General features: G+C 39.3%; 7 protein-coding genes. 3 read left to right on the top strand and 4 right to left on the bottom strand.

Annotated elements, in window-relative coordinates:
- Nucleotides 1–56: 56 nt before the first annotated feature.
- Both MS6x_RS02300 and MS6x_RS02295 read right to left on the bottom strand, forming a co-directional pair.
- Nucleotides 57–3437 carry a PQQ-dependent sugar dehydrogenase gene (locus MS6x_RS02300; protein WP_482605162.1) on the bottom strand — a complete coding sequence of 1127 codons (3381 nt, stop codon included), beginning with the start codon at nucleotides 3435–3437 and terminating at the stop codon, nucleotides 57–59.
- A 329-nt stretch (nucleotides 3438–3766) separates the two neighbouring features.
- Complete coding sequence (locus MS6x_RS02295; protein ID WP_482605161.1) at nucleotides 3767–5311, bottom strand: FAD/NAD(P)-binding protein; 1545 nt, start codon at nucleotides 5309–5311, stop codon at nucleotides 3767–3769.
- Nucleotides 5312–5777: 466 nt separating this feature from the next.
- On the opposite strand from MS6x_RS02295, the gene MS6x_RS02290 reads away from it, so the two are divergent.
- From MS6x_RS02290 to MS6x_RS02280, 3 genes are all read left to right on the top strand, one after another.
- Nucleotides 5778–6296: a hypothetical protein gene (locus MS6x_RS02290; protein ID WP_482605160.1), complete on the top strand. Its 519-nt coding sequence runs from the start codon at nucleotides 5778–5780 to the stop codon at nucleotides 6294–6296.
- 56 nt (nucleotides 6297–6352) lie between these two features.
- Nucleotides 6353–11806, top strand: coding sequence for a PKD domain-containing protein (locus MS6x_RS02285; RefSeq protein WP_482605159.1), 5454 nt, complete (start codon nucleotides 6353–6355; stop codon nucleotides 11804–11806).
- 453 nt (nucleotides 11807–12259) lie between these two features.
- On the top strand, nucleotides 12260–13048 hold the full coding sequence (locus MS6x_RS02280) for a glycosyltransferase family 32 protein (RefSeq protein ID WP_482605158.1): 789 nt from the start codon (nucleotides 12260–12262) through the stop codon (nucleotides 13046–13048).
- A 27-nt stretch (nucleotides 13049–13075) separates the two neighbouring features.
- Here the strand turns inward: MS6x_RS02280 and MS6x_RS02275 are convergent, their stop codons facing one another.
- Together MS6x_RS02275 and MS6x_RS02270 are read right to left on the bottom strand one after the other, a co-directional pair.
- A complete protein-coding gene (locus MS6x_RS02275) occupies nucleotides 13076–13840 on the bottom strand; it encodes a 4'-phosphopantetheinyl transferase family protein (protein WP_482605157.1) in 765 nt (254 codons plus the stop codon).
- Nucleotides 13821–17807, bottom strand: coding sequence for a non-ribosomal peptide synthetase (locus tag MS6x_RS02270; protein ID WP_482605156.1), 3987 nt, complete (start codon nucleotides 17805–17807; stop codon nucleotides 13821–13823). Before MS6x_RS02270 ends, MS6x_RS02275 begins: the two co-directional genes overlap by 20 nt.
- Between the last annotated feature and the right edge of the window lie 30 nt (nucleotides 17808–17837).

Here is a 17837-nt window from a genome sequence, read left to right as displayed (position 1 = left end):
CCTTAGCTTAAGTAATCAAGGTCGTATTGAATTAACTTAAAAGCTACTTATCTATATTATTTATAGAGTTTAAACCCCTTATCTATATTATTCCCTTTTATGCGTAAAAAGAAATATCCTGGTGCTAAATGCGCTGTGTCTATAGTAGCCGTCTGATTTATTGTTGTATACAAATCATGGTGCAGTAGTTTACCTGATGCCGAGTATAAGGATATTTCTATTTGGTCATCTGATAAATAGCTCATATCTACAGTAACAAACTCCTTTATAGGATTAGGGTATACTAGAAACGTATCTTTAAGAACAATGTTTTCTTTATATTCACCTTGACAAATATTATCAGAATTAACTGTTAGGGTATTAACCTCTTTGTTTAATGCTAAGGTAATCACGTTTAACTCAGTTTCTATTCGTGTTCCATTAAGACTTATATAATATTTGGAGGCACCATTTAAGTTTAATGTGAGGCTCGTTTCAGAACTGATTTCATTTAGGGAAGAAAGTACTTCAAGCCCTACAAATGCATTGTCAACCGTACGTGAATAACAACCTTGCAAATTAGCGTTTATAGCGGAGATACAGATGTCATAATTACCACTATCTAAATTCTCAATAATTAAATTGGCAGTAAATTCATAGGTGCTAATGGTTCGTGAGTCTTTAAACAACTTAGCGCTATAGGAACCACTTACAGAAGTATCAATAGATATTTGCCCATTGGAACTATTAGCGCAGGGATTGGCAGTGGTAATTATAGAAAACTGGTCTACTGGAAAACCATTTTGTTCACACCCGTTACCGTTTACAATTGCATTGGCTAGCGTATTTGGACATAAATCATCAGAGTCTATTACGCCGTCATTGTCCGTGTCCATATTGGATGAAGTACTAACTATAAGCTCTAGTGTAGCCATGCAGCCTATTGATGTTGTAAAGGTATATATGCCAGATTTTTCTGATGTTACACTACCTAAATCATAATTATTATTTACTACTTCTCCATCAGGCAGTGTAATCGTAAAATCTGTGGTGTTAGGTAGTATGCCAAGAATGAGGGTAGCTCCTTCTGTTAGGGTTAGTATGTCAGTTCCACTATCCCAAATACCGTTTAATTGGTATCTTGGGGTGATACTATTCTCGTTGCAAAAGCTTTCTCCCCAAATGGCGATATTATTATTTTGTATACTACCAGAAGTATTAAAGTTGCCACCAACATATAACTCCTCTAAATCATTTGCAAATGCTAAGGCTAATACACTTGAATTTATACCCACTTGTGTACCTTGCCCCAAGGCTTCCCATCCTTTGTCATCGCTCCATCGTGCTACATTGTTCACTGTTTTACTGCTATTTTCAGTGTCGCTCGCCGTTTCAAAATCACCTCCAACAAAAATGTAATTTTCATATGAGGTAATCGTGTTTACACTACCACTAAGTCCATAGCCCAGATTTTCCCATCTTGAATTCGTAAAATTCCATCTAGCAATTCTATTTGCCGTAATAGTTTCCGTAAGGTTAAAGTTTCCACCTGCATATAAATAATTATCAACTATAGTAATAGCTTGAACAAAACCACTCGTTCCTTCACCTAGTGCAGACCACCTCAGGTTGTCCCATTTCGCAATTCTGGCCGCAGAAATACCTCCTGCAGTATCAAAATTTCCCCCAACGTATAGATTGTTTTTTTCATCGAATGCAATGCTTCTGACTTCATTGTTGGTCCCAGCTATATTGGTAGTGGCATCTTTTAAGCTTATCCAATTACCATCTTGCCATTTTGCGATATTATTTACCGCAATATCAGCTGCTTTGGTAAAAACGCCACCCGCAAAAAGACTTCCTTCTTGGTTAAATTTCAAGTCAAAAATAGGTCCATCTGTTCCATTGCCAAGGGCAGTCCAAACCGAGCCATTCCAAAATGCTACGTTGTTTGCTACTATATCTCCAATTTGTGTAAATTCACCACCTACGAAGATGTAACCGTTTGGAGCGATTGCAATTGAGTTTACGCTCCCGTTGCTTCCACCTCCTAAGTTTTGCCATTGTCCTTCTGGGGTAATTACCGCCAAGTTCGATACGCTAACTCCACTTGCATTGGTAAATTTTCCTCCTACGTACGTCATGTTATCTGTTCCCCTGACGATGGTTTCTACAGTTCCGTTAGTTCCGCCTGAAATTCCTTTCCATGCTCCAATACCATTTATTGGATTGGTTACAGGTCCGGTTACGGTTTCCGTTAGCTTAAAAAGTTTAGCATCGTTTCCATAGCCCGAAAAGTATAATTCTCCAGATTCGTCTTCACCGAAGGATGATATCGACTGTCCGCTTGCCCTAAATAGCAAAGTTGATGTGGCGGAACCATTCGACTGATCGTAGGACAATGCCCAAACTCTTCCGGTTGTAAAGTCCCCATAAATATAGTTTCCAATAATCACATCAGAACTTAAACTACCCTGATATACATAGCCTCCTGTTATCGATTTATCCCCTTGATTATGATTGTATGAATAAACGGGTTTGATATCTGGTGTGGTTGTCAAAACTATACTTGAATTGTAGTCGGAATTTGCTTCAAATTTGTTCCATCCGTAATTGCCTCCATTGATAATGATGTTTATTTCTTCATGCATATTTTGTCCAACATCTGCACCCCATAAATTTCCACGTGCATCAAAGCTGAATTTCCAGGTATTTCGAACTCCCCAAGCATAGATTTCGTCAAGGCCATTTTGGTTAATCCTTGGATTATCCAAAGGTATTTCATAATTGCCATTTGGTAGCGTGGGGTTGCTTTCCAAAGGATTATCACCATTTAAATCAATATCTATCCTAAGGATACTTCCGAATACCGTATTTAAATTTTGGGCATTACCTTGGGGATCACCACCACCGCCACCGTCGCCAACTGAAATGTATAAGTAACCATCAGGACCAAATGCAATTTTACCCCCGTTATGATTTGATTCCGAATGATTTTTAGTGAATTGGGCGATAATAGTTTCGCTATTGGGGTCAACAAGATTAGGGCTGGAGCTGCTCACTTGGTACCGAACAATATTGATCCTGTAATTGCTTGGGCTGTCTATATAGTAAACAAAAATATAACCATTGCTTTCGAATTCTGGATGGAACGCTAAACCTAATAAGCCGATTTCTTGTCCGGAACTATACGCTACTTTAGATGAAATATCCAAAAAAGTACTGACCTGACTACTTGTTGTTTGGCTGTTATTTGGAAATACTTTGATCGTTCCCTGTTGCTCCACTACGAAAAGTCTATTAGATCCATCGCCGGCGTTCTGTATTTCTACAGGAACATTAAAACTGATATTGGGAAACGCTTCTTCATAGGAAACTTGGCCGTGAGAAGTAGCAAATACGCACAAAAATATGAAGCAAACAAGAGCTTCTTCCAGCATTAAGGGGACTAAACGCATGTAGGTAATTTAAGGATGACAAATATACGCAGTCCATCCTAGTTTTGGACTATCCCTAAACCGAAGGATTTAAAAATGGCAACCAAAATAATTTAATGATAGCGTATAACCTGTTTCAAGAAAGACTAAAAGATAATTTTCTTACTACCATCCTGTAAACTAAGCTATTAGATTTTTAGGAATAGATTTATGAACGCCAAAATGTGCAGTATACATAAGCGATTCAAAAGTATATACCATCTTAAGCTGAACGTCCAATCGCGCAAAGGCTTTCTTTTAGGGATATGCTATTCTGGAAAATGAGATTTAATAAATCTCGGCGATAGGTGTTAGCTCAAACTGGCAATCAAATTTTTGGAAAGTACAGCACTAGACCAGATGATGCGTACACAGTGTTCTAAATGCCAAAAAATTCGATCTTCGATTTGGTTACCTGCTAAGAGAGGTCCTGCAACAAATAGATTTTCAGATGCTTGCATGCGCTCATCTACTTGAAATCCAATGTTGGAAGCATTGGGAGTGCACAGGCCATCATTGATTAGATTACTTAAAAACGGGGTTAAACCTTCAGATGCTAGATTAACACTTCCCAAACAGTTTATGATCAAATTAAAAGTTTCCGAATTTTGCTCGGACTCGGATGTAGCTTCGGTAGGTTTGTAGTTAAGAACTAGGTCATCGGCGTTTTCGTCAATGCTAACAAATCTGCCCTTCAGATGTGTAAATCGCTCTTTTTTAGTTAAATCATCTACTACGGACAGGTAATGGTTGCCAGCACAACGTTGCCTTCTTCCTATTTGGTTACCATGAAAGCAAGCAAAATCAAGAAGCTCCTCTTTACTCAATTTTGGTAATAAACTTCCAAAACCTTGGGAGATTATGCCCACGGTAGTAGCGGCACCTAACTGCTGTTTTTCCGCGTTGTCTATATCTTTATGGGCAGCCTGGGCAATTAACTCTGCGGTAAGGAATTCCGATGTTGCAAGGGTTTCCAAATGGGTAGCCTTAAAAGTTTTAGCTTTTATGGGGTCAAAAGTACCATCGGGCATAACCCCATGGGAAGAAAGTGTTTTAAAGGATGTGTGGTATTCATCCATGGGTAGTTTGTCGCAAATCTTATATAGCATTTCCAATCCACTAGCATTTGCTCCCAAAACCGCAATTTTGGTATGAAGATTCTTCTTTTCCCGTTCTTTAATGAAACGGGCAATTTTTGCCATATTTTCTTCCATCCCTGCGCCGTAAGGCGAATCTATATATAGCGTGTTCAAATTTTCTTTGACCTTTTTGTTATATAGTTCCTTATAGGGAAGCGAACCTATGGAAAGCACTGCCTTTTCAACCAAAAGCTTACTACTGTCATTAAATTTTAGGCTAAACAAACCATTTTCTTTCGTTATAGCCTTCGTTTCTTTTTGAAGGTATTCAACGACTAGTCTTTCCTCTGCTACTAACTTATCTATTCTTTTTACAACTTCTTGATGTATGTACCTACCAAAAAAGAACCTTGGCACATATAAATCGTCCCAGTCGCCATTTTTGTACAATGGATTATTTTCGGCTACCCATTTTGTGGCATATTGGCCACCGTTGGCCATAAATTCTGCTGTTAGTTTGTCAATATTTTTATTCAACCAAGCCTTATAATGGGTGCGGTGAGGTTCCGAAATAAAATTTTTCAAATCCTGAATTAGCAAAACTGATTTTCCAGAGCGTTCGCCGTACGGCATCCCTTTGAAGAAATCATTGCTTTTATCGATAATATAGAGGGTAATTTTTCCTTTTGAAACGTCATTACCCAATTCTTCCAAGAAGGGAATTAAGGTATAGCTTGTGGCTATTCCCGCACCGATAAATGCTATTTTTGTTGACATGGAGTTGAAAGTTTGATTATTAAATTGCAAAAATGATAAAATAAAGGTTGACTCCCCGTGTTTTCGATTCTTTTTATGACCAACTAAACAGATTTATCGTTCATCTGCTAATTTGCATAAACAAGTGCCTAGTCTACATTGAAAATTAATAAAGGTCTTCTGGTTTTGTTCATACCAAATGCTCTTTTGGTTATAAGAACGAAACCTATTTACAGACCTAAGAATCAAGGGTATAATCCGCCCATACGCAGTTCTTTCAAAACCAACGTCATTTTCTTGATAATATTGTTAATAAGTCATTAATTTTTCGGTTTCCCAGTTTCTGTTAACGTTGTGGTTGCAGTAAATTTGTACCATTGAAATTAAACGTATATATAGGTTATTTAACGAGATTAATCGCTTGGCACAACCAAATATATTTGTTTTGTATGTTCAATAAAGAACACTGTTTTTTTTTAACAATGCTATGATGAAGAAAAATTACTCCTCAAAATTACCCAGTTTTAAGAATGCATTACTAATGACAACCATGGTTGGTGCTGTAGCTGCTTTTATGAGTTTTGGACCTATGTTTATGGGGCCAGGTCTCACGACACCTGAACCATTTGACCCTTTTGTGGATACAACATTCTCAGATTTAGGTACAGCAAGTCCAACCTATGAGGTGGCTTTTCCAAATCTAACATTCGATTCACCAATTATATTCACTCCTGTACCCAATCAGACTAAGATAGTTGTAGGTCAGCTCAATGGTATGGTATATTGGATGGAGGATGACAATAATACAACTACGAGTACCCAAATTATAGACCTATCGGCAGAAGTTGGCGATCGTAATGAAGGGCAAGTTTGGGACGGTGGATTTTTGGGACTAGCTATTCATCCTGATTTCGGAACAGCTGGGAACAACTATTTTTTCATTTATTATACTACGGCATCGGCAAATCCTACCCTTGGGGGCCTCAGGGATTTTCGTGTAATGTAGAGGCATTTTCGGATAACTACTTAAAGCTGGAACGATTTGAAGTAGATCCGGTTTCTATGAAGTTTGTTACTAATTCAAGGGTAACCATGATTAACAGGAGATTGTACAATACTACCCATAGGGGTGGTGGTATGGAATTTGGTAATGACGGATTTTTATACTTGTCTACCGGTGATCAAGCCGCTTATATTAATGCTCAAGAATTAGATGAAAATTTAGATGGAGGAGTATTGCGTTTAGATGTGGATATGATTGGCGGAGCCGTCAGCCATGCTCCCATAAGGACTTTATCTTCACCGGGAGCTGGGGAAGCCGATGAATTCTCTGGGGTGGATTATTTTATTCCCAACGATAACCCTTTCCCAAGTCCTGGCGGAGAAACGTTTGAGGAATATTATACTATAGGGCATAGAAACCCCCACAGAATGACAAAGGACCGTGCCACCGGAACTTTTTATATCGGTGAGGTAGGGGAAAATACCCATGAAGAAATTAATGTAGTAGGTGCAGGTAATAATTATGGTTGGCCATTATTTGAGGCAAATGCTCCTTATAATCCTGGTTGTGCCGTTAGTCTTTATCCTGGAACTACCCATTCAACCCCCTTAACCCAATTTTCACGTGCAGAAGCTACCTCTATTACTGGTGGCTATGTATATCGCGGATCTAATTTACCAGGTTTGGTAGGAAAATATATTGCTGCGGATTACGGTCAAACAGATGTCATTTACGAAATAGATATCAATACGGGTGCTAAACAGGCGTTAGGGGTTTTTGAGCCACTAGATATTATTTCATTTGGACAGGATGCTGCCGGAGAATTATATTTACTGCGATTAGGCGACAATAGTAACCTGTACAGGTTAACTGCTTCTATTGATTTGGACGACGCACCCGCTTTGTTGTCTCAAACAAACGCATTTACGGATTTATCGAACTTAACTGTATCTGATGGTTTTCTTCCTTACGAAATGATTGCGCCATTTTGGTCGGATGGGGCTTTAAAGAAACGTTGGATCGGTATTCCTAACGATGGAACTCACAATACACCCGAAGAACAGATAGAATTCTCTGAGAATGGTGTATGGGATTTTCCAATTGGTTCTATAATCATTAAGCATTTTGATTATCCTATTGATGATGCTGACCCGTCCGTAACTCGAAAAATTGAGACACGATTTTCGATTAAAGGAAGTGATGGGAATTTCTATTTCCTCACGTATAAGTGGCTTCCAGATGAAAGTGACGCTGTTTTGGTAGATATGGAAGTAGGTGAAACCATAAGTGTAGACATAGCCACTGTAGGAGGTGGTCAACGTCAAGGAAGTTGGCAGTATCCATCCAATAGTCAATGTATTAGTTGCCACAGCCCCGCGTTGGGCGGCACCTTAGGGTTACGTACTCGTAATTTGAACAGTGAATATGATTACTCTTTGCATGATCCAAGCGGTACGGAAGCGAACCAATTAGTAACCCTGAGTGCTTTGGGTATTTTAGATGCAAACATAACGGATACGGATACCCCAGGGTATTTGACCCATGTTGCTATGGACGACCCTAATGGTACGTTAGATCAACAAGCGCGTTCTTATCTTGATAATAATTGTGCATATTGTCATCAACCTGCTACTGGAAACCGGGCTGATTTTGACCTTAGGTTACAGAATACTATGGCGCAAACAGGTCTTGTAAATGCAGGTTTTAATCAAGCGGTTCCTGGTTTGCCATCAACCCAACGCATCCTGATTCCAGGAGATGCAACTAATTCACAAATATACCATAGGTCTTTAAGTCTTGATCCTGGTATTATGATGCCACCAGTTTCTAAAAGTGTTGTTGATCAAGAAGGTGTAAATTTGATAGAAGCATGGATAAATGCAATGGATCCAATAGCACCAGCTCCAAATTTGGATACTTATAGATTGGTAAATTTTGCAACAAAAGCTACATTACAGGTAGCTGATGCCGGTAACGTTTTAGGGACTAATGTGGAACAAGGAGGGTATGAAGGACTGGATCAACAACATTGGGCATTAGAGGATGCAACGGAAGCGGGATACTTCAGATTTAAGGTTATTAGTAGTGATAGGTATTTGGATGTTGCAGGTTTTGGCCCTGGTTTAGGAGTTAATGTATGGCAATGGGAAGATAACGGTTCGGTGGCTCAACAATGGGAAATTGTTGATGCCGGAGACGGTACTTTTCATATCATAGTTAGATCAAACGGTAACTTCCTCGGCTTAGAGCCAGACGGGAATGTTGTTGTAGCAACCGACGACGGTAGCGACACTTTTAGATGGGAATTTTTACCAACGAGTGCACCATTTGATATAGGTATAGACGTACTAACTAATCTGGTGATTACTTCTGAGGACGGCACTACGGATGATTTTGATGTCGCGCTGAAATCCGCACCCGTGGATGATGTCGTATTATTGGTTTCAGGAACCGGTGCTACGGATGAATTTACGCTTTCAGAAACAGAACTTACCTTCACGGCTACAAATTGGAATGTGCCACAAACGGTTACGGTAACTGGGGTGGACGATGCAGATGTAGATGGGGTGCAGTATTACGATATACAACTAGCCGTTGATAACACACGCAGTGATAACGCCTATGCCGGCTTTACGGAAACCTTTGGTGGCTATAATGAAGATAACGATGGTGGGGTTGGCGCTCCTCCAGCACCGGGTAGTTACAGAATCGTTAACGTTGAAAGCGGGCTGTCTGCCCAAGTACTGGATGCCGGTACAGCCGATGAGGTGAATGTGGATCAGGGGTTATACCAAGGCGATAGCCATCAGCAATTTGAGTTGGTCTATCAAGATAACGGACTCTATTCCTTATTGGCGGAACATAGCGGCAGAGCTATAGATGTGGAACAAGGCAATGCTAATCCAGGTACCAACGTATGGCAATTTACTGCGAACGAGACGGTTTCTCAACTATGGACTATTCAGGATGCTGGGAATGACACCTATCATATAATCAGTGAACTGGGAGGGCATTATTTAACTATAGATGCTAGCGGAAATATTCTTGTAGATGTCGATAATGGTACCGATATCTTTAGATGGCGTTTTGAAGATATCGTAACTCTTGGTAATACAGGTATTACTGTAAGTCAGGATATACTATTTACCAGTGAAGATGGCGCTACTGATACATTTACGGTAGCGCTCAAGGAAGTGCCAACAGCAATGGTAACAGTTGGTATAGTGGTAGTTTCGGGTGTTGCCGAGGCAAGTGTAAGTGCACCGCAACTAACTTTTGACGCCACCAACTGGAATGTTCCACAAACGATAACGGTTACAGGTCTGGACGATATTACACCAGACCCAGACGGTGCTCAGGATTTTGTAGTGGAAGTTGTTGTTATAGCCCCCTTTAATGACACTAACTACAGTTCGGGTATTGGGGATACTGTTTCTGGTATTAATTATGATAATGATGGTGGCGACAATGGAGGTCCTGTAGCTGGTATTTATCAAATACGTAATTTAGGGAATCAACTGAATATCATGCCAGATGCCGGCACGCTAGAGTGGCAGGTAAATATGGGTACGGATACATATGATGCTTCTGAATATCAGCATTTTGAGTTGATAGCCGAAGCTAATGGACTATACAGTATTAGGTTTACCCAACAAGATGGAACAGGAAGAGATTTGTATTTGGATAATGAGGGAGGAAGTAATGCTCCAGGGACCAACATTTGGTCTTACATTGAAAGCCTTGGTTCGGGTAGGATAGCGCAATTGTTCCAAATTCAGAATGCAGGTGATGGTTCGTATTACATCATAAATGCTTTAGAAACGCTGCCAGATCCAAACTACCTAACAGTGGAACCTAATGGTAACCTAATTGCCGATACGGACACAGGTACCGATTTCTTTAGATGGCAATTTTTACCTACCGGTTTCCCCCCAGAGGCTATAGCTACGGCTAGTGCCAACGCAGGGAACGCTCCTTTGGCAGTGCAGTTTACAGGAAGTACTTCTACTGATGATAAGGATGATATTGTAACTTATCTATGGGACTTTGGTAATGGAGATACTTCTTTAGAAGCTGACCCTAACTATAGCTTTACCCAAGGGGGTACCTATAACGTAACGTTGACGGTAACTGACGGTGATGGTTATGAAGATCAGAGTAACACTATAGAAATAGTTGTAAATGGAGCTCCTGAAGCGGTAGCAAGCGCTGATATCGTTAGCGGTATTGCAGCTTTAGAGGTAGCCTTCACTGGTGACCAATCTACGGATGCCGAAGGATTTGTAACCTATAATTGGAACTTTGACGGCAGCGCTAATTCAACGGATGCTAACCCTGTGTTCACCTTTACCACACCGGGAACGTATGACGTCGTCTTAACGGTAACGGATGAAGGTGGACTTCAGGATACCGATACCGTTACGATAGTTGTTTCACCGAATATGGCTCCTGTAGCGGTAGCAAGCGCAGATGCAACAGAGGGTGAAGCACCTTTGGTAGTTAACTTTACGGGTGATCAGTCTACAGATGATGACGTGGTAGTCGCCTACAGTTGGGATTTTGGTGATGGAACAAGTTCTACTCTAGCCAATCCTGTTCATACGTTTGACGTGGCCGACACTTATACGGTTGTGTTAACCGTTACGGATGAAGCTGGATTAACAGATACGGCAAGTGTGACGATTACAGCTACCCGGGCTAATGGAGCACCAATAGCTGTAGCTACTGCAGATGTTACGGAAGGCGATGCTCCTTTGGAGGTTAGTTTTGTGGGAGATCAATCTACGGATGATGTTGGTATTGTTTCTTATGCATGGAATTTCAATGATGGAGGAACATCGTCCGAAGCAAATCCGATATATACTTTTGATATTCCAGGAGCTTATAATGTAGAGTTAACAGTAACTGATGGAGATAATCTTATTGATACTGAGACAGTGACCATAACAGTAACGGAAACCAGTATTCCTAACGAGGCACCGATTGCAATAGCCACATCTGATATCATAGAAGGGCAAGCTCCTTTGGAAGTCAACTTCGCTGGTGATCAGTCTACCGATGATGTCGAGATTGTAGGTTATTCTTGGGATTTTGGAGACGGTGAAATCTCGACAGATGCAAATCCAACGCATACGTTTACTACAGACGGAACATATAATGTTGTTTTAACGGTTACCGATGTAGAAGGTTTAGCGGCTACGGCGAGCATAGAAATTTCGGTAGTAACCGAAAGTGAACCCACAGACGAAGTCTCATTTGAGTTCATCCTAACTCCGAATCCATCAACGGATGCTGTTCAAATTGTGATGGAGGATAATTTTGATACCAATGATATATTGGGTGTTATGATTCACGACACATCAGGTAGGTTGATACGGCAGTTTACGCGGGAGGAGTTTGTACAGCAGCGTATGACTATTCCAACCAACATATACAGAAATGAAATGTATGTAATAACCGTAATGTTCAATAACAATGAACCGGTATCAAAACGTTTGATTATAAATAACTAATTCTATGTAATTCTTTAAAAAGGCCCCGTTCAACACGGAGCCTTTTTTATACGATATCAAAGTGTTTTTAATAAGGCTAATTATTGATGCCATCTAATAGACATTAGTTTTATTTTGTTGAGCGGTTTGCGGGTCTTAGCTCGTTTAAACCTGTCCATCTTTCTGCCAGATAACGGATACTTCCCATGGCGCAAAAGGTAGGATACAAGTAACAACCCTTAGTGTATAAACATTCAAACCTATTACTCCGGTAAGGCATGAAACCTTCAACCTTGAACCTTTACTCGTGATTTGTTCCGGAGGGTACTCATTTTCATAAAAAAGCTATTTATCACTTTGTTCTTATCTTGCATAGTGGTGTTTTGACCGATTAAATAATTTGCTTTGATTATTTTGAACTAATTTCGTTCTTGAATGATGAACCACATAGTACCACTCTTAACAACCTAATAAATGATTCCTAAAATAATCCACTATTGTTGGTTAAGCGGCGAAGAATTTCCAGAAGACATAAAGAGAAATATTGATACCTGGCGAGCAATGTTGCCAGATTATGAATTCATGCTTTGGGATACTAAACGTTTTGATTTAGAACAATGGCCATTTGCAAAAGAAGCCTTTGATAAAAAGAAATATGCTTTTGCATCCGATATTGTTAGGCTTTTTGCGGTACACAAGTATGGTGGTATTTATTTGGATACCGATGTTCAGATACTTAAAAAGTTTGATGACCTTTTGCACTTGCCCTATTTTGCAGGCTTAGAGCATAAGAACATTATGGAAGCTGCTATTTTTGGAGCTGAAAAAGAATCAGATTGGCTTAAGAAATGTTTGGAGTATTACGATAGTAGGTCTTTTATTAGGGATGATGGGAGCTATGACATTACGATATTACCGGCAGTTTTGAAATTACAGTTACAGAAATTTAGGGAAATTGTTTCAATGACCTCCGATCAAGTTAAAGAGGTAGAAACGGTTATTCAAGATGAAAATAGTTTCTTTTTGTTTCCGTATGAATATTTCAGTCCAAAGGATGTTGAAACAGGAATTATTCACAGTACAAAAAACACCTATACCGTTCATCATTTCAATAGCTCTTGGCTCCCCGCATTTTCAAAGTTCCGAAGAAAAATTAAAAATATATTGGGTGTAAAGTTTACTAATAGACTAGTCAAAAACCGATTTTTGAATGCAATACTTCAGTTTTTTAAAAAGATAGAAGCAAAATCCGATACGAAGTAAATGCTTGTTTTTTAAGATAAACTTTTGTCAAACATTCCCTTCAATCGAGGGTAATTTGGAATAGTATAACGTTTTAAATTCACTTGTAACTCCTTCTATTGCAACTGATGCAAGGTACTCTTTGTCCACATCAAAGCTTAGAACAGATAGATTCTGGACATTATTTAAAAGTGCCGATGGCAGGGTGTGCATCCCATCACCAGCAGGAATCTGCATAAAATTGTCGCCAATACCTTTTCCGGTTGCCTTTACGATGGCCTCCTTACGGGTCCAGTATTTAAAAAAGGTCTGTTTTTTATCGTCGGCAACTACTAAGGTCTTGGTATCGGCAGTATTAAATATTGTTGGGATGGCTTCAGAATAATCAAAATCTCGGTCTATTTTTTCAATATCAACTCCTACCAATGTTTTGCAGATTGCAATGAGGGCATATTTCCTCGTGTGTGATACATTAAAAAATACGTTTGGATGGGAGGGGAGGTACGGTTTTTTATTTACATCAATCGCAATAACTATGTTGTCAACAGATACTCCAATATGATTTGCAAGTGATATTTTAAGCAAAGCTCTACAGATGATAAATCTATTTCTATCTTTTTCAAAATGATATTTTTGGCTTCGGTTTAGTTCTGTCTCGTTTAAATATTTCTTAAACCTGTTAACCAAGTCAAAATAATCAGGGAGTTTTATTTTGTATAATTTGATTTTTGAGGCCTGGGTAAAAGCGTAATTAACAGCCTCTGTTGGGGTATCAGTATTCCAACAAAATAATTTACTGTACACTTTCTGCATTATGATGGTCTAATACGTGCTGGAGTTTTTTTGCAAAGACTTCTACATTACCTTTGTCGAACATGTCAATATGATTACCCGGTACCATGTGCTTACGAATACCTTTTCTTGCCATTTTTTTCCAACCAAGAAATTCATCGTCATGTACAAAATTGATTTGCTCTTCTGCCTTGAATAAATCTATTACAATATCTTGGGGTTCTATGACATAACTACCCGTAGCTTTGTAATGATTGGTTTCCATTTTTAATAATCGATTGTGCTGCATCTGAACCTGCTTTTCCTTTCCATATTTCACTCTTAAAAACAATCCCGAGATAAAAAGTTTTATTAAACCTGTTCTTCGTTTAAATTTCTTTTTACTGGTAAACATATTAAACGCAATGAAAACTATTTTCCCCAAGACATAAAATACATCTACTACTTTTTTCTTAATAGGGCTTGCGAAATAATAATCTGGAAACACGTAGGTATCAAATTCTCCAACCATTTTAACCTCTTTGCCCATGGCCTTTAACTGTCTAGCCATTTCAAAGGCAATAGTTCCTCCCAATGAAAATCCTGCTAAAGCGTAAGGTCCGTCCGGATTTGACTTCATTATTTCTGCAAGATAATCAGTTGCCATCTGGTACATGGAGTCATGTGGTTCCGCAACACCGTCTAAACCTCTTGCCTGTAGTCCAAAAACCGGCTGGTCTTTGTCTAAATTTTTAGCCAATTCATTAAATATCAAAACATTATGATGCGCCCCATGAACTATGTACAAAGGTGGTTTGGTTCCTTCTGGTTTTAAAGGTACCAAGGAGTCCCATACAACAAATTCACTGTCCATATAAGCAGCTAATTTCTTTATTGTTGGATGTTTTAATAACGCTACTAATGGTAATCTATTCCCTGTTTTTTCTTCTAGTTGGGTCATTACCCTTACGGCTATAACAGAATGGCCACCTAGCTCAAAAAAGTCGTTATCCACTCCTATGTTATCAATGTTTAGACATTTTTTCCATACCTCGGCTATAATTCTTTCAGAGTCGGTAGTAGGATCGGTAAATCTGGTTTTTACGTTCGGTTTAGGTAAGGTATCAACCAATTTTTTACGGTCAATTTTTCCATTAAGGGTGGTAGGGAATTTGGAAACCAAATTAAACTGTTGCGGAACCATATGCATCGGCAGCTGGTTTCTTAAGGTCGCTTTCCAAGTTGTTAACTGCTCTTCCTCAAAGGGGTTTTCTGTTTTCTCAGTAATTAAGTTAGCTACTAATCTATCTTCATGGAACAAAACTACAGAAGATTCTATCCCCTCAAGAGAATCCAAGGCTTGTTCGATTTCGCCAAGTTCAATACGATGTCCCCTAATCTTAATTTGCTGGTCAATACGACCTAAACACTGTACCTCTCCTGACGGAAGCAATTTAGCAAGGTCTCCGGTACGATAAATAGTACCACCTGTGACTGAATCAAAAGTATTTTCAATAAACTTTTCAGCCGTTAAGTCCGGTCGCTTCCAATATCCATTGGCAACACCGTCACCGGCAATATATAGCTCTCCAATTTTACCAGGTTCAACTAGGTTCCCTTGTTCGTTTACTATGTACAACTGGGTATTGGCTATTGGTCTTCCTATAGTAATTATTTCTACTGATGGCCCTACTTTGGTAAGGGCAGACCATATGGTCGTCTCAGTGGGGCCATATAGATTCCAAAGTTCGTCTACCTTTCCTATTATTTTTTTTGCTAAAACTAACGGAAGTGCTTCTCCTGTACATAATGCTTTAATAGGCAGTTTTTCTTTCCATCCAGCATCCAATAGCATTTGCCAAGTTGCCGGAGTGGCCTCCATCATAGTAATATCCGTATTTCTAAGTATATCAAGTAATAAACGAGGGTCTTTTGAGGTTTCTTCGTTAGTTAATACCAGTTCAGCTCCTTTGAGCAATGCTCCATATAGCTCAAAACCAGCAATATCAAATGAAATTGTGGTTATAGATAGAATTTTGTCTGTTTCTTGGATACCCGGTTCTACCAAAACACTGCTAAGTAAATTCACTAGGTTTTTATGGGATACGGACACTCCTTTTGGTTTACCTGTTGAGCCGGATGTGTATAATAGGTACGCCGTATTATCCTGATCAACTTTTAGGGACAAAGGTGCATCGGAATATGTTTTTGAACCTGTAAACAGATCTTCCAAAAACATTTCCTTGGTATCCGATTTGATCTTAGATGTGGACGACTTTTTGGTAATCAGGTATTTAGCCTCTGAATCTTGGAGCATAAATTCCAAGCGTGTGCTCGGATAGCTTGGGTCCAAGGGGACATAGGAAGCACCGCATTCTAAAATGGCAAGCAAAGTTGATATGAGTTCGATCGAACGTGGCAAAGAAACGGCTATGTAATCACCAGGGACAACTCCCTGCTGTTCCAAATAATGTGCTAATTGGTGTACTTGCTTTTCTAGATCACCGTAGGAAATCACCTGATTTCCGAAAGTTATAGCCGGTTTTTTAGGCGATTTTTGGCATTGTTTTACAACTAATTCATGCAATGGCAATTGAGGAAAAGCTAATTTGGTAGCATTTAAGTCGGAATATGCAGATGCATCGACCTTAATAACATTACCTATCTCTACACTTGGATTTGCTATAATGGCATGCAAAACTTCTTTAAAGGAAGCCATCATCCCTTCAATCGTTTCAGGTTTAAAAAGCGAGGTGTTATAAGACCATTCTAATATTAGCTCATCTTCTGTTCCAGTAGCATTTAAAAAAAGCTCAAATGCCTCAAAAGCTCTAGGATTGCTTTTTAATTTATAGCTAAGGTCATTAAAGGCAACGGCGGTATCCATGCCCATATCAATATTAAACGTGATAGGGACCAACGGTACTCTAGATGGATCTCTTGAGATGGCAAGCTTCTGTAGTAGCTGACCAAAGCTAAACTGCTGATGGTCGTAAGCATCGAAAATTTCGTTTTTTCTATTTTTGAGATATGTATTAAAGGGGGTGTCAGCAACCAATTTACTGCGTAGTGGTAAAAGATTAACACAGTGTCCCACAAGTTGGGTCTTGCCATTTAGCGATTGACCCGCAGCGGGTAAGCCCAATACCAAATCATCTTGTCCCGTTTCCCGAGACAGAAAAACCTCAAATGCGGCCATTAAGGTGACAACAAAACTAGCACCTGATTTTATACCTACTTTCTTTATATTGGATACCAATTCAAGGTCAATGGGAAAATCGAGGCGATGGCTTTCAAATGTACGTAATGCCGGTCGTGGAAAATCTGTAGGCAAGTTGACCGTTGGTACGGATGATTCGTATTGTGTAAGCCAATAGTTCTCAGTATCAATATAGGCATCGCTTTTCATGAATTCCTGCTCCTCCGCTGCAAATGAGCTAAAAGTATCAGGTGGTGAAACATTAGGTGTGGAACCAAGAACATGTGCGGAGTAAAATGCGCCTATTTCTTCCAGCATAATACCCGTAGACCAACCATCACATATAATATGATGTCCAGTGAGGACCAACTGGTGTTCTTGTTCCGATAGTTTTAACAAACCAATTTTTAATAAAGGCCCTTTAACTAAGTCGAAAACATGATGTGCGTCTTCGGACAAATATTCTTGGACAGCTCTGTTTTTATCTTCATCAGAACTTTGCGAGATATCTTTAAAAATAATATTCTGTGAAATCTCTTGAAAAACGGTCATAAAACGACCGTCTGGACTAAATGTTGAACGCAAAGCTTCATGTCTTGATACTAATTGTTCTACCGCATAGTCCAAGGCTTCTCGTTTCAATTTTCCTTTAAGAATAAGGGAAACAGATTCGTTATAGGACCTGCTTGCATCTTCCCCACCAAACTTACAGGCAATCCATATTTCCGCTTGCGCCTGAATAATTGGAATAATCTTTTCAATCGCGGGACCCGCAAATGGATTATGGGCAACGGTAACTGTATTCTGCATATTTTGGTTTATTGACTGCAATTATACTAC

The sequence above is a fragment of the Maribacter sp. MS6 genome (assembly GCF_056839185.1).
Note: the sequence above shows the minus strand (reverse complement) of the source record. Positions and strands in the feature narration are given on the sequence as shown.